Below are 20,644 nucleotides of genomic sequence, written 5' to 3'. Positions count from 1 at the left end.
TACCCGCGGAACATGTGGCCGGTCCGGCTGAGCGGTCTTTCCTTTCAGCCGGACCGGATTTAATCCCTATATTAGCCCTCAAATCCTATTGACCTATGCGTCGTTTTCTCCGTACTTTTTTTGTGCTGATCGCATTGCTGGTCACCATTTACTTCCTGGGCCCGAAGCCCTCCGCACCTGTGCTGGAAGGCCCCTTGCCCGAGGTGCCGTCCGCCCCGGCCGCGCTGGAGCAATATATACTGCAGAAAGAAGCCCGCCATCAACTCAAGCCCGAAAATGAAGCCCGTATCATCTGGATGGACTCCCTGCAGCGCAAAACCCCTTACAGCGTAGTGTACCTGCACGGATTTTCCGCCAGCCGGAAAGAAGGCGATCCTGTACATATGGACTTTGCCCGGCAGTTCGGTTATAATCTTTACCTGGCGAGGCTGGACCAGCATGGGATAGATACTTCGGAAGCGTTGCTGGGCATGACCGCCAGCGGCCTGCTGCGGGATGCGAAGGAAGCGCTGGCGATCGGCAAAGCGCTGGGGGAGAAGGTCATCCTGATGGGCACTTCCACCGGCGGCACCCTGGCGCTGGCGCTGGCTGCGGAGTATCCGGGAGATGTGGCCGCCATCATCAATTTATCTCCCAATATTTCCATCAATGAAGCCATGATCGCCATGGTGGACGAGCCCTGGGGGCTGGAGATCGCCCGGCTGGTAAGGGGCGGAAAATACTTCGAATACATTCCTGAAAATCCTGAAAAAGCGAAATACTGGTACACGAAATACCGCCTGGAGGCCGTTGTAGAACTGGAGAACCTGGTGGTGAACACCATGACGCCGGAAACCTTTGCCAAAGTGCATCAGCCAGTGCTGAACCTGTATTATTACAAGAACGAGCAGGAGCAGGACCCGACCGTCAAAGTTTCCGCCATCCTGGATATGCACCGGCAGCTGGGAACGCCGGACAGTCTGAAAAGTGCGGTGCCCATCCCGAATGCGGGCGCTCACGTCATCGGGTCCAGCCTCACTTCAAAGGATATCCCTTCCGTTGAAACGGCCATTACGCAGTGGTGGAAAGCGGTCTCCCGTAATCAGAACTAATTCGTATCTTGTATCATAAACCGTCTATTCCGTGTTTCGCATTCCGATCATCGCCGTTTTGTGCATCCTGTGCCTGGCATATGCAGCTTCCGCCCAACAGCGGACAGCTACAGACACCGTTGCGGTAAGGATGGCGCTGAACGGATCTGAACTGATGCCCTCCATTACATTGCCCATTGTGGAGGTGGTGGACAAGCTGCCGAAGCGCCTCCGGAAACAGCGCCAGCGGTGGACACGCCTCCGGAATGCCGTTTATGTGACCTATCCCTACGCCCGTTCCGCCTCCCGGGTGCTGAAAGATGTGGGCCAGGAACTGGAAGCCATCCCCAATAAAAAACAGCGTAAAGCCTATCTTGCCAACAAGGAAAAACTGCTGAAAGCAGAGTTCGGCGACAAGCTCGAGAACCTCTCCGTTTACCAGGGCAAGGTATTGATGAAGCTCATTCACCGGGAAACCGGCGAGAACTGTTACGAGATCATCAAGGAATTGAAAGGCGGCTTCAATGCCCGTGTTTACCAGACCGTAGCCTTCTTCTTCGGCGGGAACCTCAAAAGCGAATTCAACTCGCAGGACGACCGGGATATAGAGATGATCGTACAGGAAATAGAGCTGTACAGCCGGTTCTATTGACAATTCCCCCTTCACATTTGGAACATCCTTCCATATAACCGAACTTCGCGGAGCAAAATTCCGAGCAATATGAAACTGGATATACTGGCGATCGCCGCGCACCCGGATGATGTAGAATTGTCCTGCGCCGGCACTTTAATGATACATGCGCAGCAAGGGCTGAAAACAGGTATTGTAGACCTTACCAGGGGAGAACTTGGCACCCGCGGAACACCCGAAGGGCGGTTACAGGAAGCGCAGGACGCCTGCACGCTGATGGGCCTGGAGGTCAGGGAAAACCTCGGCCTGGCGGACGGTTTTTTTCAGAATACGCGGGAAGACCAGCTGGCCGTGATCCGTGCGATCCGCAAGTTCAGGCCGGAGATCGTACTGGCGAATGCGGTAGATGACCGGCATCCCGACCATGGCCGGGCGGCCCGTCTGATTACCGACAGCTGCTTTATGGCGGGTTTGAGAAAGATCGAAACGTCCGATAATGGTCAGCCTCAGCAGGCATGGCGCCCTAAACAGGTCTACCATTTTCTGCAGGATCGGTTCCATCAGCCCGATTTTGTGGTGGATATCACCGCCGTGATCGAAAAGAAGATGGAAGCGATCAGGTGCTTTAAAAGCCAGTTTATGGCGGAAAAAGACCATGAGCCGCAAACCTATATCTCCTCCCCGGAATTCTTCGACAGCGTGCTGTACCGGGCTAAAATGCTTGGCAAAATGGTAGGGGTGCCTTATGCGGAGGGCTACACGTCCGCCAAGATGCTGGGCGTGAGGAATTTGATGGATATGATCAATGAAACGACCTGAGCATAGGGCATGACCGGCCCTGAATGAGGGAGTAGCAGCCCGTTTTACAACAGGGGGGAGATGACAGGTCAAAGCAAATCTGGTATACTGTCATTGCACAGATAAAGTATCTTTTTATAGATGTGGCTTATGGGTACTTCAACAGTGCCTTAACAGTACTTCATAGGTACTTTATCTACCTGCCATGAGCGGATGATGGCCCTTTTTACCATTTATCACAACCTTTACCACGTATGGGTAGCGTCTAGTGGTGTCAATCCTTTAGTCCTTTTGAGGATAAGGCCAAAGGGACTAACCAGTGAGGATGGTGTAAACGTAAGCAGTATTTAACCGGCGTATAGCCGTGTGTTGGTGAGAAGAGCGCGTTATTTGCGCTCCTGGAGGGAGCCTTCGGGAGGAGGGACAAAACAATATCCTATACCAGCCTTTGGCCGGCATATGTCAGATACGGTCCAATGGAACCCGCTGCAGTCATGTTGCAAATTTCGGGGCAGCCCTTCATTCGGGTCATCATGACTTGCCGAAACTAGATGAATAAATCCTGCGTAGCGTCAAATTCATCTTGTTTGTTGATGCTGTTTTTGATAAACGGAATCAAAGCAAGGCCAACCGTAAGGATCGCTAAAAGTACATTTCTGAGTTTCATTTCCTGTCGTTTTAATTCTTGCTAACTATATAACTAAATAACGTGCCAAAAGGTTACGGGGATTTGTTAAAAACAGCCATGATTTTTACCCCTGGAATGCTCCGGAAATGCCGGATTATTGCTGGTATTGGGTTTGAATGACATGGTCTCTATCAAAAAAGAAAATAGTATAGATAAATTTTATATGGACTGTTGAGAAATCTATTTGATTTATATCGGCCGGAAGATGAACTTTGCGGCGGCTTTACGAATTAGCATAGCATTAAATCAATAAATCGACATAAGTATCATGAAAAATGCAGTATTATCAGTAGGGGCGGAGTTCCCGGCGTTCGCAAAAAAGGCAGTAGTTTCTATCGAAAAAGGCAAGGAGTTTTATGACATCACCTCCGAGGAGATCAAGGCTTCCGGTAAATGGATGGTGATGTTCTGGTGGCCGAAGGACTTCACCTTCGTTTGTCCCACCGAGATTGCGGAATTCAACAAGCACTATCAGGATTTCGCTGACCGCGATGCTATCCTGATCGGCGCTTCTACTGATTCGGAATTTGTGCACCTCGCCTGGAGGAAAGATCATGACGACCTCCGCGGCCTGCAGTTCCCCATGCTGGCAGACACTTCCAAGAGCCTCGCAGCAGAGCTCGGTATCCTCGAAGCAGAAGAAAAGATCGCTTACCGCGCAACTTTCGTGGTTGACCCGCAGGGCATCGTACGCTGGACTTCCGTTTATGACCTCTCTGTAGGCCGTAACGTGAAGGAAGTGCTCCGTGTAATGGACGCGCTGCAAACAGATGAACTGTGCCCCTGCAACTGGCAGAAAGGCGAGGCTACGCTGAATGCATAACCAAGGCACTGAACAGTCAAAAGTAAGGGCAGGGCGGAAGATGTTGTGCAGAAGCGAATGGGCCGCTGTTTTTGCTTTTGGCTGTTGATTTTTACAGGTTCCCATTTTTCATTTTCAATTTATTATCGTGTTCGCAAGTAATACAACGCAAGATACCGCGCAGCAGGTGCTGCAGACAGTAGGGATAACCGTTCCGGAAGCGCCGGCGAAGCTGCAGGCCCTGGCCGCCACAGATGCCCGCTATCTGAAAGACCTGAAGATCAATGTGACCAATGCTCTGGAAGCCGCTACGCTGCAGAAGAAGGAAGCTTATCTGCTGGGCTTGGCCGTTGCGGTCAATGAAAAGGTGCCCGTGCTGCAGCAGGGGCTGGAGCAATTGGCCCTGGCTGCCGGAGCAACGGATAAGGAAGTGGCCGAAGTGGTGAGCTGCACCTCCCTGATGAATGCCAATAACGTATTTTACCGTTTCCGCCATTTTGTGGGCAAAGGGTTCTACCAGACGGCTCCGGCCGGTATCCGGATGAGCATTATGACCAACCCGGTGACCGGAAAGGAGTTCTTTGAACTGTTGAGCCTGGTGGTGTCCGCATTGAACGGATGCGAAATGTGCGTAACTTCGCATGAAGAGGCCCTGCTGAAACATGGTACCGCAGAGCAGCGGATACTGGATGCGGTGAGGCTGGGTGCGGTTATCAGGAGCCTGGGGGTATTGCTTTGAGGAAGCGTTTGTCCAAAAAAATGGACAGTGGTCCGGCAGTGTGAATAAAAACAGACGGTATAATTTGATAATTACATAAATTAATGCGACTTTTGCAGTCCAAAATTTTTTAGAACATGGCAAGAGTATGTCAGGTGACAGGGAAAAAACCAATTACGGGTCATCACGTATCTTTTTCGAACATCAAGACAAAGAGAAGGTTTCTGCCTAATCTGCAAACCAAACGCTTCTTTTTGGCGGAGGAAGATCGTTGGATCACATTGAAAGTGTCTGCCGATGGTCTGAGAACGATCAACAAAAGAGGCCTTTACGCAGTAGTGAAAGATCTGCGCGCTGCAGGCACTAAAGGTATCTAATTCATTAAGGATCATCTTAATAAGCATACAAAATGGCAAAGAAAGGTAACAGGGTACAGGTTATTCTGGAATGTACGGAGCACAAGAACTCCGGACAGCCGGGAACTTCCCGCTACATCAGCAACAAGAACAAGAAAAACACTCCGGAGCGCCTGGAGCTGAAAAAGTACAACCCTATCCTGAGGAAGGTGACGGTGCACAAAGAAATTAAATAAGGTCAGTTTTAATTGCCTGGTAGTTAATCGTGCAGCTTTCAATTACGATTAGCTCTTGACGATTGACACTTTACAATTAACGATTAACATTTATACAATGGCAAAACAAACTTCAAAAAACTCGAAAGTAAAAGATACCAAGGCGGCTGCAGAATCTAAAGTGTGGACGAAAGTGATCAGGGCTGAGCGTTCTCCCAAAAGCGGTGCTTATACCTTCAAGGGGCAGATCATCCACAAGGATACTGTTGCGGAGTTTTTCAAAAAGTAATTCGGCTTTACTAATCATACTGCACGAAAGCTGTTCGCTGTGGCGGACGGCTTTTTGCGTTTATGCCTTATTTTTGTGACCATATTGACAATTGTAATTGATTCCCATGGGTTTTTTCGATAAGCTCTTTTCCCGTGAAAAGAAAGAAAGTCTGGATCAGGGGCTGCAGAAGACAAAAGAAGGTTTCCTCTCCCGCATCAGCCGCGCTGTTGCCGGCAAATCCACCGTAGACGCCGAAGTACTGGATAATCTTGAAGAGGCGCTTGTAGCCGCTGATGTTGGCGTGGATACGACCGTCCGTATCATTAACCGGATAGAGGACCGTGTGGCGAAAGATAAGTACCTGAATACCAGTGAACTCAACCGGATATTGAAAGAAGAGATTGCAGCGTTGCTGGTAGATGCGCCGGACAGTGGTTTCCGGGATTTTGATGTACCGGAAGGTAAAAAGCCCTATGTGATCATGGTTGTGGGCGTGAACGGCGTGGGGAAAACGACCACCATCGGCAAACTCGCCTATAATTTCAAGAAAGCAGGCAAAAATGTGATGCTGGGCGCGGCGGACACCTTCCGCGCTGCCGCGGTGGACCAGCTGACCATCTGGAGCGACCGGGTGGGAGTGCCCATCGTGAAACAGCAAATGGGCTCCGATCCCGCCGCTGTTGCCTTTGATACCGTGCAAAGCGGGGTTTCGAAAGGCACAGACGTTATTATTATTGATACGGCCGGCCGCCTCCATAATAAACTGCACCTGATGGATGAGCTGAGCAAGATCAAAAGGGTGATGAACAAAGTGATCCCTGACGCGCCGCATGAAGTGTTGCTGGTACTGGATGGTTCTACCGGGCAAAACGCAGTGGAGCAGGCCAAACAGTTCACGGCCGCCACAGAAGTGACCTCACTGGCCATCACCAAGCTGGATGGCACGGCCAAAGGCGGGGTGGTGCTGGCGATTGCCAACCAGTTCAAGATCCCGGTGAAATATATCGGTATCGGGGAGAAAATGGAGGATCTGCAGGTATTTGACAAACAGGAGTTTGTGGATTCGCTGTTCAGTTTGAATGATTGACCGTAACTTTTTATAGAGAATTGCCTGCCGGAATCCTGGCAGGCATTTTTGTTTATAACGGAAGATGAATTATTTTGTCGGCAAATTGTAAACCCGATTATCTATGAAAGTATCTTGTTTGTTTGTGGCCGTATTTGTGTTAGCCGCAATGGGCGCTTCTGCCCAGAATGTCTTTCCCACCCCTTCCGGGAATGTTGGTATTGGAACGAGTTCGCCGGCGAGTAAGTTGCATGTGGTGGACAATGGTCGGAATTATTATGTGAATAGGGGCATAGCTGGGGTAACACAGGATGCACAAGGTCCTAATTATATGTTACTCCATCAGATTTACACCGGCACATTGCTGGCAGACCATTTCGTGATGGGAAAAATTAGTGGAGTAAGAGGGGCGGTTGGTGCTGGAAATAGAAAGTGGACGGTAGAAGTTAATACGGCATCAGCATATAATTATAACACGGGTAGTATTGTCAGCTATAGCGAACCTGCGAGGTTGGTCACATTAGTCTATAATGGAACCAGCTATATGGCCCTGGAAATTGCCAACGGTCCTTCGATTTATTCTTTCTCTTTTACGGGTTACACGCAGAATGACGCTTTTCTACTGGTGGCTGATGAAAACGTTACGAATGTGCAGCTCTTGCAAACACTCTACCCTGTAGGCATACAGGGCCGGCTTGGCGCCGGAACAACCAACCCATGGGCCTCACTACACGCCCATTCCCAATCAAACCTCAATATCGCCAAGTTTACGTTTGGGGATGTTCCTCCTGCTGATGCCTTTTTGAATATATCTAATGGGACATCCGCAACCGGCTCGTATTATCCTGGCATTCAGGGAAGAAGTCTGACACCTGGAAGAGTTTTGGGAATCTTTGTACAAGGAGAAGCAGAAGACGTTGTGCCAAGTGGGGGTGATGTGTCTTTTGCAGCCGTTGTGTTGGAGGGCAGAAGTAAGTACGCTTCAAAGCTCTTAAACAACAACGTCCTCGCCGTCAACAGTTACGGCACCAACCTCATGATGGTCAAAGCAGACGGCAGCGTGGGCATCGGCACCACCACCACCCACGGCCACAAACTCGCCGTCAACGGCAGCGGCCTTTTCACCAAAGTAAAAGTAAAAGCCTACGGCAGCTGGCCGGACTACGTTTTCCAGGAAGGTTACGCACTGCCTTCCCTGACCGAAGTAGAGCAGCACATCAAAACCCGTCAGCATTTACCCGGCATTCCCTCCGGGCAGGAAGTAAAAGAACAAGGCATCGATCTCGGCGAAATGGACCGGAAACTCCTCCAGAAGATAGAAGAACTGATGCTGTACACCATCGCCCAGCAAAAACAGATCGACTCCCTTATAGCCACCAATAAACGGATGACAGCCGAAATGGAAAGGATCAGCGCCGGCCGGCAGCCGCCTCAAAACACCCGTTAACCCCCAAATTTTCAACCTTTTACACCCTGCGCGATGAATCATGCAATTGCTTAAATTTGAATGTTAAATTGTTTTTCCCATATAACAATTCGTCTTTATGCAAGTGCAATCCATAGATCGAGTTGACAGCATATCCGCAGAAGATTTCAGGACCCAGTATTATGAACCCCGTAAACCCTTGATCATTACAGGATTGTCGAAAACCTGGCCCGCTTGCGAAAAATGGACCTGGGACTATTTCAAATCCATCGTGGGTGATACCACCGTAGGGGTTTACAATAACGAGCGGGCAGGCGCCAGAACGCTGGTGAACGGGGCGGATGAGTATATCCCTTTCAGGGACTATCTGGATATGGTGCAGCAGGGCCCGGTGAAGCTGCGCATCTTCCTGTTCAATCTCTTCCAGCACGCACCGCAGCTGGTCAATGATTTTACCTGGCCGGACTTCCTTGCCAGGGGCTTCCTCAAAAAATACCCCATGCTCTTTGTCGGCGGGGCAGGCTCCGTGGCGCATATGCATTACGACATCGACCTGAGCCACATCTTCCACACCCAGTTCATCGGCCGGAAAAGGGTATTGCTGCTGGAAAATAGCCAGTCGGACTTGATCTACCGGATGCCCATGACCGTGGAAAGCGCGGCCAGTTTCGTGAACTGGGCCGAGCAACTGGATGAGAACGGCTTCCCGGCGCTCCGGTACGCCCGCGGGTACACGACCATCCTGGAGCATGGGGATACCATGTTCATGCCCGGCGGCTACTGGCACCATATGGAGTATATGGACGGCGGTTTCGCCATGAGCCTCCGTGCCCTGGACCAGAGCCTGACCGGCAAGCTCAACGGCCTGTACCACATCGCCGGCCTGCGGAGCATGAATAACCTCCTCATTAAAGTGGCGCCGGAATGGTGGTATCAATACAAGCGGAAGGTGGCCAATCAACGCGCAGAAAGGGCTATGAAACGCCATCTGGCCTGAAAAACAGGTGTTAAATAATTGTAAATACTAATAATCTCAATATTTATTGTTAGCTTTGCACCTTCCCACCAAGACTCATAGTCACTCAAAACAGCTTGCCTGCTGTAAAATCAAAGCGTGTCTGCGTGTCTTCGTGGCAAATCCCGGAAAAGGGGATTCTTAAAAAATTGCTGTTTGAAGACAAGAACTTTAAAGAAAGACAAGGTAAATATCATCACGCTGGGCTGTTCCAAGAACATGGTTGACTCCGAGGTATTAAGCGGACAGCTCAAAGCCAATGACATCGATGTAGTACATGAGAATACCCGGCGCGATCATAACATCGTGGTCGTAAATACCTGTGGATTTATCGACAAGGCAAAAGAAGAATCCATCAATACGATCCTTGAGCAGGTGGAATTGAAGGAAAGGGGCCGGCTGGATAAAGTGTTCGTTACGGGCTGCCTGAGCGAACGTTACCGCGGGGACCTGGAATCGGAGATACCCGGTGTGGACGCCTGGTTTGGTACCATGGAGCTTCCCCTTATCCTGAAACGTTTTGATGCGGATTACAAGACCGAATTGGTCGGGGAGCGTTTGCTCAGTACACCCTCGCACTATGCATACCTGAAAATATCGGAAGGCTGCAACCGCACCTGCGCATTCTGCGCAATCCCGCTGATGCGCGGCCAGCACGTATCCAAACCCATCGAAGCGGTGGTGGCGGAAGCGGAAAAGCTGGTGAAAAGCGGGGTAAAGGAGATCATGCTCATTGCGCAGGAACTGACCTATTATGGCCTGGACCTGTACAAGCAGCGCCGTCTGCCTGAATTGCTGCATGCGTTGGCGGATGTGAAAGGGCTGGAATGGATCAGGCTGCACTATGCCTATCCCACTAAATTCCCGCTGGAAATACTGGACGTGATGCGGGAAAGGGATAATATCTGCAACTACCTGGATATGCCCCTGCAACATATTGCGGACCCGATGCTCAAGGCCATGAAACGGCAGATCACCCGCAAGGAGATCTTCGACCTGGTGACCACCATCCGCGAAAAAGTGCCGGGCATTTGTCTGCGTACTACGCTGATAGCGGGTTTTCCGGGAGAAAGCCTGGAAGATGTGGAAGATGTGAAACGCTTCCTGGAAGAAGTGCGGTTCGACAGGGTGGGCGTGTTCACCTACAGCCATGAGGAGAACACCGGCGCTTATGCGCTGGAAGACGATGTCCCCGCTGAGGAAAAAGAACGGCGCGCACAGGATATCATGGAAACACAGCAGGAAATTTCCCTGGAAAAGAACCAGGAAAAAATAGGTAAAGTATTTAAAGTAATCGTTGATAAAAAAGAATCCGGCCGTTACCTGGGCCGTACGGAGTTCGATTCGGTGGAGGTGGATAATGAGGTGATCATTAACACAGACAGGAAGTTGAAACCCGGCGATTTTGTACAGGTTAAAATTACCAGGGCGTTCGACTATGACCTGGAAGGAGTGCTGGTTTGATTACAAACCGGCTTATTGATCACCCGGCCTGTTTTAAAAACCAGCGGGCCACCGAAAAAAATTTATGACAACATTTGAATCATTAGGACTTCAGGAAACTTTGCTGAAAGCAGTCACAGACCTCGGCTTTGTGAATCCTACCCCCATCCAGGAAAAAGCTATCCCGGTGCTGCTCGGCGGCGACCGTGATTTTGTGGGCCTGGCACAAACCGGTACCGGTAAAACCGCAGCCTTCGGCCTGCCATTACTTCACCAGCTGGATATGAAGATCCGCCAGCCGCAGAGCCTTATTCTCTGCCCTACGCGGGAATTATGTCTCCAGATCACCAACGACCTCAAGAATTTTTCCAAATATCTCGGGGACATCAGCATCGTAGCGGTCTACGGTGGTACCGCCATCGGCCTGCAATTACGTGAGCTGAAACGCGGCGCCCACATTGTGGTAGCTACTCCCGGCCGCCTGCTGGATATCATCGAGCGTGGCGCCATCAACTTCGACAATGTGCGTTATGCCATCCTGGATGAAGCGGATGAAATGCTGAACATGGGCTTCCAGGAGGATATCAACAGCATCCTCTCCAATACGCCTCAGGAAAAGACCACCTGGTTGTTCTCCGCGACTATGCCGGCAGAAGTACGCCGTATCGCCCAGAAATACATGGACGATCCTTTCGAACTGACCGTAGGCAGCAAGAACAGCGGCAACGTCAACATCGAACATGAATACTACGTGGTACGCCCCCGTGATAAATATGCTGCGCTGAAACGTATCGTGGACTTCAATCCCGAGATATTCGGCATCATCTTCACCCGTACCAAAATTGAATCGCAGGAGATCGCGGAATCGCTGATCAAGGACGGCTATAATGCAGATGCCCTGCATGGCGACCTCACCCAGCAGCAGCGTGACAAAGTGATGAAACGGTTCCGGGAAAAATCGATCCAGGTGCTGGTAGCCACCGATGTGGCCGCCCGTGGTATTGATGTGGACAATGTAACGCATGTGATCAACTACGAACTGCCGGATGATGTGGAGAACTACACCCACCGTAGCGGCCGTACCGCCCGCGCCGGCAAATCCGGTATTTCCATCGCTATTATCAGTGGCAGGGATATCGGAAAGATCCGCCAGATCGAGCGCGTGCTCGGTAAAAAATTCGTGAAAGCAGAAGTGCCGGACGGATTTGCCGTTTGCGAAAAACAGCTTTTTGCCCTGGTGCATAAAGTACATAACGTGGAAGTGAACGAAGAGCAGATCGATCCTTATATGACACGCATATACGAAGAGTTTGCGGACCTGACCAAGGAAGACCTGATCCGCCGCTTCGCTTCCCTCGAATTCAACGAATTCCTGGCATACTACCAGGATGCCCCGGACCTGAATGTGAAGGAAGACCGCCGTGGTGACGAAAACTCCATGCGCACCCGCAGCTCCGGCAAGTTCACCCGCCTGTTCATCAACCTCGGTTCCGTGGACAACTTTACCCGTGGCGACATGTTGCGCTTCCTGTGCGACAGCACCGGTCTGCGTGGCAACAAGATCGGCCGTATTGATCTGAAAGGCGTGTATTCCTTCTTTGAGGTGGAAAACGATGTGGTGGAAAAAGTTCAGCAGAGCTTCAAAAAGCTGGATTACAACGGCCGTTCCGTAAGAATTGAGACCTCCCAGGATGGTGATAAACGCAAATCCCGCACCTTTAGCGGCGATGCTCCCCGCAAGAAAACATGGTCTGGCAGCGAAGATGGAGGTTTCCGTCCCCGCCGCGAGTTTTCCAAAGCAGGCAGCGGCAGCTTCAGAAGCAAGCGATAATTTCTACAGCAGATAATTTATTTTAACCCGCAGGCGATAAGTTTGCGGGTTATTATTTATCTTGGAAAAAAGCCGGACAGCCAAGGTATGACGACCCAAAGCAAAAAAAATATCATTCCACGTGACGAAGAGCCCTTCCGCCCACTGAAATCCGTAGAGCCTTTTTCCTTGTTTTCCGTCCGGGACATCGAACTGTTCCAGGCAGGGATACATGATCGCCTGTACGAAAAGTTCGGCTCCCATACCGTCAGCTATGAAGGCGTGGAAGGCACTTACTTTGCCGTCTGGGCCCCCAATGCAGCTTTCGTATCCGTCATCGGGGACTTCAACGGATGGAATGGCTACAGCCACACCCTTTTTCCGCGCTGGGACAAATCCGGCATCTGGGAAGGGTTCATCCCTCATGTACAGGAACAACAGCTCTATAAATACTTCATCCGCTCCAATTCCGGGGAGGAACTGCGCAAAGGCGACCCTTTTGCCAACTTTTGGGAAGTACGCCCCAAAACCGCTTCCGTTACCACCAATCTGAAATATAAATGGAAAGATAGCGCCTGGATGAAAAGCCGCGGCGCCAAAAGCACGCTCCAAAGCCCTTTTTCAGTTTATGAGGTGCATCTGGGTTCCTGGCGGCGGCCAGACCTGAACAACCACGAAGTATTCTATTCCTACAAGGAGATCACGGCCATGCTGGTGCCTTATGTGAAAGAAATGGGCTTTACCCATATTGAGCTGATGCCCATCATGGAGCATCCTTTTGACGGGTCATGGGGATATCAGCTCACCGGTTTCTACGCGCCCACCTCCCGTTACGGTACACCGCAGGAGTTCATGGCCATGGTGGATGCCTTCCATCACGCAGGAATAGGGGTGATACTGGACTGGGTGCCTTCCCATTTCCCGTACGATGATCACGGCCTTTACCGCTTCGATGGCACCCATACCTATGAATATGCGGATATGCGCAAAGGCTTTCACCCGGACTGGAACAGCTATGTCTTCAATTACGCCCGCAACGAAGTAAGGTCGTTCCTCCTCAGCAACGCCCTGTTCTGGCTGGACAAATTCCACATAGACGGCTTGCGGGTGGATGCCGTAGCCTCGATGATACACCTCGACTACTCCCGCAAGGCCGGTTCCTGGGAGCCGAATGAACATGGCGGCAATGAGAACCTGGAGGCTATTTCTTTTTTAAAACACCTGAATACCACCATATACGAGCGCTTCCCCGATGTACAGACCATCGCAGAGGAATCCACTTCCTTTTACGGCGTATCCCGCCCCGTATTCATGGGCGGGCTGGGCTTTGGCATGAAATGGATGATGGGCTGGATGAACGATACCCTGGATTACTTCAAAAAAGATCCCTACTTCCGCAAATGGTACCATAACCAGATCACGTTCAGCATCATGTACGCATTCAGCGAAAATTTCATGCTGCCCCTGAGCCACGATGAGGTAGTGCACGGCAAATCCCCGCTCATCTACAAAATGCCCGGCGACGACTGGCAGAAGTTCGCCAACCTGCGCCTGATGTACAGCTATATGTTCACCCATCCCGGTACAAAGCTCCTGTTCATGGGAGGGGAGTTCGGCGATACCAAGGAATGGAACTACAAATCGGAGCTGAACTGGGACCTGCTGAAGCACCCCACCCATGCCAGCCTGCAGCAATACGTAAAGGCGCTGAATCATTTGTACACCTCGGAACCGGCGCTGTTCGCCAACCAGTTTGATCCCAACTGTTTTGAATGGGTGCATCTGGCGGACCAAGAGAACAGCATTATGGTATTCGCCCGCAAGGGCCTTGACGGCGAGGTGATACTCGTAGCGCTGAACATGACCCCCGTTCCCCGGGAAGACTATCTCGTTGGCATCCCCTGGAAACACAGCTTCAAAGAGATATTGAACAGCGATGCGCCCGCCTGGCACGGCAGCGGCGTTGTCAATAAAGGCACCATCAAGCCGAAAGAAGGCCGGCATGGAAAGCCTTACGATATTATCCTCCGGCTTCCACCCCTTGGCGCCGCCATCCTCAAAAGCATCTAACCCATTTTTACTGTTCCCGACTGTTCCTGAAGGATTTGGAATGAAGATTGCTGCATACCAAATAGCCATATTCCTGCGTTATGAATCCGGCAGATCATCAAAAGTTCCATTTGCATCCATAAAGCATAAACAAGAACAGATGAATAAATTCTAAAGCATTTAAACCTTCCCCGGGTTCACCATATCTAAATCCAATCGCCAGGCATAGGATTTACCAGCTTGTACAGCAACAGCTTTTAACCATCAACAGATCCAGCTAACATCTTTAAAACCAGTCTTTATGAAAAACATGTTCCGCAAAATGGGCTTGCCGCTATTGCTATTGGGCGCCCTCTCCCTGATCATTTATGCATGCAGTAAAAACAATTCCGCTGAACCGGACATTCCGGAAGGGCAGCAAAGAGTAAGCCTTATGTTGACCGATGATCCCGGTCTGTTCGATGAAGTATGGATCGATATCCGGAAGGTGGAAGTATTGGTAGACACCTGCGGGAGCGAAAGAGATGATGATGACGATCGCTGGGATGACCGCGACCGCTGCGGCTGGTGGGAAGACCGCCGTGGTGATGACGATGACTGCGAGGTTTGGGATTCCCTCGGTATCCGCCCCGGTGTATATGACCTGTTAGCCCTCCGGAATGGCGTGGACACCAGTCTCGCTACCGGTAACGTCCGCCAGGGGCGCATCAGGAAGATCCGTATTACCTTAGGCCCGGATAACTCACTGGTAAAAGACAGTATCAGCTATCCGCTGAAATCGCTGAACGGGCAGGTAAAGATCGTGATCAAGGTGAGGCATAATGAATGGGACGAGATATCGCCTGATAACCTGCAGCTGTGGCTGGACTTCGATGTGCAGCGTTCCATCATCCAGGTCAGCAGGGGCAGGTTCATCCTGAAACCCGTTATCCATGTATGGACCGTGCGGCAGACCGGTGCAGTGTCAGGAAAGATCCTGCCGAAAGACGCGCAATCCGTTGTAACCGTGTATAATAGTACCGATTCACTGTTCGCCATACCGGGCCGGCACGGGGAGTTCAAGGTAAGAGGCTTGCAACCGGGCACTTACAGCGTATTCGTGAATGGCGGCAACGGGTATAACGACACAACGGTCAATGATGTAATGGTAGAACGGGGCAAGGAAACCAAATTGCCGACGATCACACTATCAAAATAATACTTCTCCGGTCAATACAAAAAAGCCCCGCTTAGTGGGGCTTTTTTGTTAGCTGAAATGCTTACATTGTGATGAGAACCAAAATACATATCCCTGTGAAAAAAACCTGTTTGCTCATTACCATGTTATGTACCGTGCTGGCCGTTTCGGCGCAGCAGGCCGCTAACCGTACCGACGATAAAAAAAGAAAGCAGGGGCCCTGGGTCGAGCAGGTGGGGTCTATCCGCGGGGAGCCTGGTTACAATTGGGAAGGCGTTTACAAGAACAACAGAAAAGAAGGCATCTGGCGGAAATATACGGTCAATGGCGATCTGCTGGCGGAGGAAACCTTCCGCAACGGTGCGCTGGACGGCATGTGCAAATATTTTTATCCCGATGGAAAGATCAGTGCTACTGGCATGATGCTGGCGATAGATATTGAAGGCCAGAAAGATACGGTTATTGTAATAGATCCGGTCACCAATGAAGAGACCTTTACAGAGATCGTGCGCAAAGGCAATTCTGTCCGCCATGGAGAATGGAGGATATACGATGAGGATGGGAGGGTGATGCGGGAGACCTATGACCGCGGTGAGGTGACTGGTTCCGTGATCAGTGATCCGCGCCGCGCAAAATCCGCCCCCCTGCCTCATGAACAACAGTCCGGCCCGGGGAAGAAGAGAAAAGACTGAATTCCCCCTTTTCATTCACCCTTTAAACTGATTTCCTGTATCTTATAATAGCAATTTGTCCTTATCATATACCAGACCCTTTGGTATCGGTTTAACAGATGGCGCTCAATCAGCATCCCCTCCCTTGATAATTGAGTCCCAATGAACCAGTGATAGCGTATCAGGACAAGTCAGCATGAAAATGTTTGTTTAATTAAACCTGAATTAATTCCCGGCATGGTATCCCAAAGCATTCGCGCAACATTACAGCAGATTTTCAAAACAGGTACACTGCAGCTCCCGGACAAAGAAGAGGCCAGGAGGGTGAAAGTGGTGAACATTGTCAGCTTTGCTACAGGCATACTGGTGACAGTTTATGGCATAGCTTTTTATCTTTTGCTGCATTCGCTATACATTCTTATACCCGCGGTGCTGGTCTTTTGCCCAGCTTTTTTTGCGATGATATGGCTGAACAGCAAGCGGCGCTACAATGCGTCGCGCATCGGCATCCATGCTATATTCATTGCCATTATCCTCTATTACGGCAGTATTCTCGGCCGGGTTACGGAAGTGCAGCTGCTGGCGGTTTTCCTGATGAGTGTAGCCCTGCTGATCTGGCGGCCGGAGGAGAAGCTGCCGCGTTTCATCTGTGTGGCCATGCCTATCGTATGCCTGGTAATGCTGGAGTTCATTTATTATTTCGGGCTGGTAGAAGCGCTGCCGCTTTCCGAGGTCACACAGAACATTTACCGCTGGATGGTGATGCCCGTTGTATTGTACCTGAATTATCTGGCCATCAGCCTTTACCAGGGGAACATTATGGAATTGCTGCGCACCCTCCGCAGCAGGAATCTATCCCTCACCAAAAGCCGGAACGAGAATGAAAAGCAGCGCAGGCAGCTGGAAGAGTACAGCCAGCATCTGGAAAAGCTGGTAGAGCAGCGTACAGCCGAACTGGTTAAAGCCAGTACCGCGAAGACAGCGTTTATCAGTGAGCTGAGCCACGAGATCCGCACCCCGCTCAATGCTATTATCGGGATCAGCGAAATGCTGAGCAACATACTCAGCAAGTCGGAAGCAGACCTGCAAACGAGGCAGATGGCGCGGAGTATGAACGCCTCCAGCCGCAATATCCTGGAAACCCTGAACCATGTGCTGGATCTGGCGAAAATAGAAGCCGGCAAAAGTGACGAGGTTAAGCCCGAAACATTTTCCCTCAGGGATCATTTGCGGAATACCGTAGGGATCTTCCAGAGTGTTGCCAGTTCAAGGTCCGTAGTATTGCACCTGGAGATCGATCAGCGTTTCCCTGATCTTATTGTGACGGACAGGGTCATGCTCACCCAGATCATCAACAACGTGCTTTCCAATTCCATCAAATTCACTCCTGCCGAAAAGAACATCCGCCTGCGATGTTTCCATAACGGCCAGAATATGTTCATCCAGGTATGTGATGAAGGCGTGGGAATGTCTGAACAGCAGCTGGAATCCATTTTCCTGCCTTTTGAGCAGGCCAGCCGGGAGGTGTACCGGGAATTCGGCGGCAGCGGGCTTGGCCTGGCCATTGCGAAACGCAAGGTGGAGGCGCTCGGTGGTTCCATCCAGGTAAGCAGCCTGAAAGGGGAAGGCACTCATTTCCTGATCTCGTTGCCACTGACCGTCAGTACAGACAGCGATTGCCAACACAAGGAAGCCCTGGAGCCGCTGCCCGAAGAGACCAAAGTGGTAGTGATGGACGACAGTGATGTGGACCATATGATCCTCAGGCATTTTCTGCACCGTATCGGCATCGTGCATATCGGTGTTGCCAAAAACGGCCTGGAAGGCCTCGCGCTTGTGCGCAGCATGAGGCCGGACGTGGTGCTGATGGACCTGCACATGCCGGTTATGGGTGGCCGCGAGGTGTTCGGTCTCCTCCGCAGTGATGAGCAGCTCCGCCATATTCCTGTGGTAGCGGTATCTTCCGATGCTTTCAGTGAGCAGGAACAGGAGTATATGCAGATGGGATTGGACGGTTATCTGCGCAAGCCTGTAGAAGCAAGGATATTGCATGGCGTTTTGAAACGCCTGCTGTTATATGATACCAAACACCTGAACGCGGCCATACAGGAAGTTAACGGCGGTACGCTGGCCTGAGCGTTGCGTTAGCAATTCACCATCCAGCGGATGCCATACCGGTCCGTCAGGTTACCATGCCATTCTCCCCAGAACTGTTTTGCGAAAGGTACGCCTTGTTTTTCCTCCCTTCGCCAGCTGATCAAATACCTGTTGGGCGGTTTGCTCGTCCGGGAAAGTCAGGGACAGCGCAACATCTCCGCTGGACCCTTGCGCCTTCTGCCCGGGGAATACATCGCTGGTGTAAATGGACAGACCACTGAAATGCAGCCGCCCGTGCAATACCTTTTCACGGTAGGCCTCCGGTGCATTCATGGCCGGATTGTCATAACGGCTCCGGATCTCGACAGTACCGCCGAGGATACCGGCATAATAATTCAGCGCTTCCTCGCAATTACCTTCGAAATGCAGATAGGGGATCAGTCCGGTTTGTTTTGTTTCCATACTTTTTTTATGCAAAACTGTAGAATCGCCTGCATTATAAATTGTACGATTTCGACAGCCGCTCTGCCAGCACAGGTTGTATCACCTGCACGATAGTGAACTGTTCTTTCAGGAACTGCCGGGGAGAAAGTCCCGACAGCTGCCGGAACTCGCGGATGAAATGGGATTGGTCATAATAGCCGCAGGCGTACGCCACATCGGTGAGAGAGCGGTACTGGCAGCTGTACATGGTGAGGATAGCCCGGTTGAACCGTTGGATCTTCAGCAGCTCAGTGGGCGTAACACCGATCACCTGGCTGAATTTCCGCTCCAGTTGCTTGTAGTGCGTGCCAAAGAGCCTGCAGGCTTCGGCAATGGAGGATTCAGGGTTTTGCAGCAGCCATCTGGAGGAGCGGACGGCAAAGTCGTAATCATCATTTTCCTGATGCAGGCGGGAGAGGAGGAACCGGTCCGTGATAGTTACCCGTTCATGATCGGCTTTCGCTTCGTACAGCCGTTCTTCCAGTTCCCGGTAGTCCCTGCCGGCCAGCTCGCCAATGCCCCAGAAGCCGTTGGCAAAAAGGTGTGCGGGAATATGAAAGAAAGGGTAGGAGCCTCCGGGGCGGAAGCGGATGGAGAATATATGCTGCCGGCTGGTTTGCGATATCTGCAGCGCCTGCTTGCGGATACCGATGATATGGGAGCCTTTCACCGTTTCTTTTGCGCCGTTCTTTATCTGTGCGTAGTCGTCTCCGAAATTGAACATCAGCTCGATAGTGCCGTCAGGGATAAGCGATTCCGTATCACGGAAAGGCGGTTTGTCGGCATCGGCTTTCCAGTAACATTCAATGTAGGGCGCCAGTAGCGGATGTGGTTTGAATTCCCTGTAGATCATATTGTTCCGGGATCAGGGGGGGGAAGATACGAACAAAAAGATCGCGAATCGGTTATCTGCCTGTATTCATTTCATGTGCGGGTATTGCCTAATGTTTTTTTTCACGGCGGTTGATATACCGGTACATGCTGAATGCTTTCGTGAAGCCTGATTGCAGGTAAAAGGGCTCCAGTGTTTCCCCTGTGATCAGCGATACAAGGGCCTTGTCCGCTCCTTCATAGTCCAGCCAGCGATTCAATTCCTGCATGATCGCTGTTCCCACGCGCCTGCCCTGCCAGTCGGGGTGCACCATTACATCTTTCACATAATAGTAGCTGGCATGGTCTCCGAGGAGCAGGGCGCAGCCGATCGTTTTTCCGTTTTCGGTATCTTCCGCTATGGCACCATGCACGGCCGCGGCAAGGCGTTTTGCTGCCATCTCTTCCGTCAGCAACGGCGTGTTGCCCAGGCTATGCAAAAGATCGAGGTATTCCCGTACGGAAGGAGTTCTTCCGGTGATGCGTACCGAAGAAGGCAGTGAGTTTTCACTTTTTTTCCGCTTCACGGCAGGCGCTGCAAAATGGATATAATATCCGTTGATCTCCCGGACCGTGTACTGCGCCATGCCGTAGGAATGCACTTCCAGCGGCGTAACGATCTCAGCCTTGTGCTCCTGGTGCAGGTGGTACAATGCATCGATGTGCTGAAGCCGTATCCAGACGTTATTGCCTTTTGATGCCGCCGCTAGCGCAGGGTCGCACAGGAACTGGATGTACGCATTTTGCCAGGAAACACCGCCGATGTTGGGCGGATCGCCCCAGCTCCATTGCGAAGGAAAGCGAAGTATCTGCTGCCAGTACCGGATGGTTTCAGGTATGTCGTGCACAGCGAGAACAGGTTCTGCGTGGGAGAAGACAGGGGTGTCGTTCATGATCGCGGTGTTTGGAATGAATTTACGAAACTCGCAGAATTGTTGGATTATTTGATCAATTCTTCGATCGTTTTTCCAGGCTTTTATGTGGTAGA

20 protein-coding genes are annotated in these 20,644 nt (G+C 51.2%); 17 read left to right on the top strand and 3 right to left on the bottom strand.

The genetic code is table 11. The features are described from left to right. The first annotated feature begins 95 nt into the window (after positions 1-95). From FW415_RS18730 to FW415_RS18650, 17 genes are all read left to right on the top strand, one after another. Complete coding sequence (locus FW415_RS18730; protein ID WP_148388104.1) at positions 96-1,091, top strand: carboxylesterase; 996 nt, start codon at positions 96-98, stop codon at positions 1,089-1,091. Between the two features lie 31 nt (positions 1,092-1,122). Then, positions 1,123-1,722, top strand: coding sequence for a DUF4294 domain-containing protein (locus FW415_RS18725; RefSeq protein WP_246858803.1), 600 nt, complete (start codon positions 1,123-1,125; stop codon positions 1,720-1,722). Positions 1,723-1,791: 69 nt separating this feature from the next. Next, a complete protein-coding gene (gene bshB1 / locus FW415_RS18720) occupies positions 1,792-2,520 on the top strand; it encodes a bacillithiol biosynthesis deacetylase BshB1 (RefSeq protein ID WP_148388101.1) in 729 nt (242 codons plus the stop codon). 935 nt (positions 2,521-3,455) lie between these two features. Next, on the top strand, positions 3,456-4,010 hold the full coding sequence (locus tag FW415_RS18715; protein ID WP_148388099.1) for a peroxiredoxin: 555 nt from the start codon (positions 3,456-3,458) through the stop codon (positions 4,008-4,010). Positions 4,011-4,137: 127 nt separating this feature from the next. Then, positions 4,138-4,728, top strand: coding sequence for a carboxymuconolactone decarboxylase family protein (locus FW415_RS18710; protein ID WP_148388097.1), 591 nt, complete (start codon positions 4,138-4,140; stop codon positions 4,726-4,728). A 116-nt stretch (positions 4,729-4,844) separates the two neighbouring features. After that, positions 4,845-5,084, top strand: a complete 240-nt coding sequence (gene rpmB, locus FW415_RS18705) for a 50S ribosomal protein L28 (protein ID WP_148388095.1) — start codon at positions 4,845-4,847, stop codon at positions 5,082-5,084. Positions 5,085-5,116: 32 nt separating this feature from the next. Further along, positions 5,117-5,299, top strand: coding sequence for a 50S ribosomal protein L33 (rpmG, locus tag FW415_RS18700; protein WP_074238941.1), 183 nt, complete (start codon positions 5,117-5,119; stop codon positions 5,297-5,299). A gap of 97 nt (positions 5,300-5,396) precedes the next feature. Next, positions 5,397-5,567: a DUF4295 family protein gene (locus FW415_RS18695; protein ID WP_148388092.1), complete on the top strand. Its 171-nt coding sequence runs from the start codon at positions 5,397-5,399 to the stop codon at positions 5,565-5,567. Between the two features lie 106 nt (positions 5,568-5,673). Continuing rightward, a complete protein-coding gene (gene ftsY / locus FW415_RS18690; protein ID WP_148388090.1) occupies positions 5,674-6,636 on the top strand; it encodes a signal recognition particle-docking protein FtsY in 963 nt (320 codons plus the stop codon). Between the two features lie 103 nt (positions 6,637-6,739). Beyond that, positions 6,740-8,062, top strand: a complete 1,323-nt coding sequence (locus tag FW415_RS18685; RefSeq protein ID WP_148388088.1) for a hypothetical protein — start codon at positions 6,740-6,742, stop codon at positions 8,060-8,062. Positions 8,063-8,159: 97 nt separating this feature from the next. Beyond that, entirely contained in the window at positions 8,160-9,038 is an 879-nt protein-coding gene (locus FW415_RS18680) for a cupin-like domain-containing protein (RefSeq protein WP_148388086.1), read from the top strand. A 174-nt stretch (positions 9,039-9,212) separates the two neighbouring features. Continuing rightward, complete coding sequence (gene rimO, locus FW415_RS18675; protein ID WP_148388084.1) at positions 9,213-10,520, top strand: 30S ribosomal protein S12 methylthiotransferase RimO; 1,308 nt, start codon at positions 9,213-9,215, stop codon at positions 10,518-10,520. Between the two features lie 64 nt (positions 10,521-10,584). Further along, positions 10,585-12,330, top strand: a complete 1,746-nt coding sequence (locus FW415_RS18670) for a DEAD/DEAH box helicase (RefSeq protein WP_148388082.1) — start codon at positions 10,585-10,587, stop codon at positions 12,328-12,330. 87 nt (positions 12,331-12,417) lie between these two features. Further along, a complete protein-coding gene (gene glgB, locus FW415_RS18665; RefSeq protein WP_148388080.1) occupies positions 12,418-14,379 on the top strand; it encodes a 1,4-alpha-glucan branching protein GlgB in 1,962 nt (653 codons plus the stop codon). 280 nt (positions 14,380-14,659) lie between these two features. Next, on the top strand, positions 14,660-15,556 hold the full coding sequence (locus tag FW415_RS18660; RefSeq protein WP_148388078.1) for a DUF4382 domain-containing protein: 897 nt from the start codon (positions 14,660-14,662) through the stop codon (positions 15,554-15,556). A 95-nt stretch (positions 15,557-15,651) separates the two neighbouring features. Next, positions 15,652-16,227, top strand: coding sequence for a toxin-antitoxin system YwqK family antitoxin (locus FW415_RS18655; protein ID WP_168208889.1), 576 nt, complete (start codon positions 15,652-15,654; stop codon positions 16,225-16,227). A gap of 216 nt (positions 16,228-16,443) precedes the next feature. Continuing rightward, complete coding sequence (locus FW415_RS18650) at positions 16,444-18,342, top strand: ATP-binding protein (protein WP_148388073.1); 1,899 nt, start codon at positions 16,444-16,446, stop codon at positions 18,340-18,342. A gap of 51 nt (positions 18,343-18,393) precedes the next feature. Here FW415_RS18650 and FW415_RS18645 read toward each other — a convergent pair whose 3' ends face one another. From FW415_RS18645 to FW415_RS18635, 3 genes are all read right to left on the bottom strand, one after another. After that, positions 18,394-18,765 carry a VOC family protein gene (locus FW415_RS18645; RefSeq protein ID WP_148388071.1) on the bottom strand — a complete coding sequence of 124 codons (372 nt, stop codon included), beginning with the start codon at positions 18,763-18,765 and terminating at the stop codon, positions 18,394-18,396. Between the two features lie 34 nt (positions 18,766-18,799). Next, positions 18,800-19,639, bottom strand: coding sequence for a helix-turn-helix domain-containing protein (locus tag FW415_RS18640; RefSeq protein WP_148388069.1), 840 nt, complete (start codon positions 19,637-19,639; stop codon positions 18,800-18,802). An 88-nt stretch (positions 19,640-19,727) separates the two neighbouring features. Beyond that, the gene (locus FW415_RS18635) at positions 19,728-20,549 is read right to left on the bottom strand and encodes a GNAT family N-acetyltransferase (protein ID WP_148388068.1); all 822 of its coding nucleotides are present in this window, start codon (positions 20,547-20,549) and stop codon (positions 19,728-19,730) included. Positions 20,550-20,644: the final 95 nt, after the last annotated feature.

Source organism: Chitinophaga sp. XS-30 (assembly GCF_008086345.1).
In the GTDB taxonomy this organism is placed as follows: domain Bacteria; phylum Bacteroidota; class Bacteroidia; order Chitinophagales; family Chitinophagaceae; genus Chitinophaga.
The sequence above is the reverse complement of the archived record's forward strand: the minus strand, read 5'-3'. Positions and strand labels throughout refer to the sequence as shown.

Coding starts and splice junctions, on each gene's coding strand:
- FW415_RS18715 (WP_148388099.1), top strand. CDS start 3,456: ATGAAAAATGCAGTATTATCAGTAGGGGCGGAGTTCCCGGCGTTCGCA.
- FW415_RS18685 (WP_148388088.1), top strand. CDS start 6,740: ATGAAAGTATCTTGTTTGTTTGTGGCCGTATTTGTGTTAGCCGCAATG.
- FW415_RS18670 (WP_148388082.1), top strand. CDS start 10,585: ATGACAACATTTGAATCATTAGGACTTCAGGAAACTTTGCTGAAAGCA.
- FW415_RS18645 (WP_148388071.1), bottom strand. CDS start 18,765: ATGGAAACAAAACAAACCGGACTGATCCCCTATCTGCATTTCGAAGGT.
- FW415_RS18680 (WP_148388086.1), top strand. CDS start 8,160: ATGCAAGTGCAATCCATAGATCGAGTTGACAGCATATCCGCAGAAGAT.
- FW415_RS18730 (WP_148388104.1), top strand. CDS start 96: ATGCGTCGTTTTCTCCGTACTTTTTTTGTGCTGATCGCATTGCTGGTC.
- FW415_RS18640 (WP_148388069.1), bottom strand. CDS start 19,639: ATGATCTACAGGGAATTCAAACCACATCCGCTACTGGCGCCCTACATT.
- FW415_RS18660 (WP_148388078.1), top strand. CDS start 14,660: ATGAAAAACATGTTCCGCAAAATGGGCTTGCCGCTATTGCTATTGGGC.
- FW415_RS18695 (WP_148388092.1), top strand. CDS start 5,397: ATGGCAAAACAAACTTCAAAAAACTCGAAAGTAAAAGATACCAAGGCG.
- rpmB (WP_148388095.1), top strand. CDS start 4,845: ATGGCAAGAGTATGTCAGGTGACAGGGAAAAAACCAATTACGGGTCAT.
- glgB (WP_148388080.1), top strand. CDS start 12,418: ATGACGACCCAAAGCAAAAAAAATATCATTCCACGTGACGAAGAGCCC.
- FW415_RS18650 (WP_148388073.1), top strand. CDS start 16,444: ATGGTATCCCAAAGCATTCGCGCAACATTACAGCAGATTTTCAAAACA.
- ftsY (WP_148388090.1), top strand. CDS start 5,674: ATGGGTTTTTTCGATAAGCTCTTTTCCCGTGAAAAGAAAGAAAGTCTG.
- FW415_RS18635 (WP_148388068.1), bottom strand. CDS start 20,549: ATGAACGACACCCCTGTCTTCTCCCACGCAGAACCTGTTCTCGCTGTG.
- bshB1 (WP_148388101.1), top strand. CDS start 1,792: ATGAAACTGGATATACTGGCGATCGCCGCGCACCCGGATGATGTAGAA.
- rpmG (WP_074238941.1), top strand. CDS start 5,117: ATGGCAAAGAAAGGTAACAGGGTACAGGTTATTCTGGAATGTACGGAG.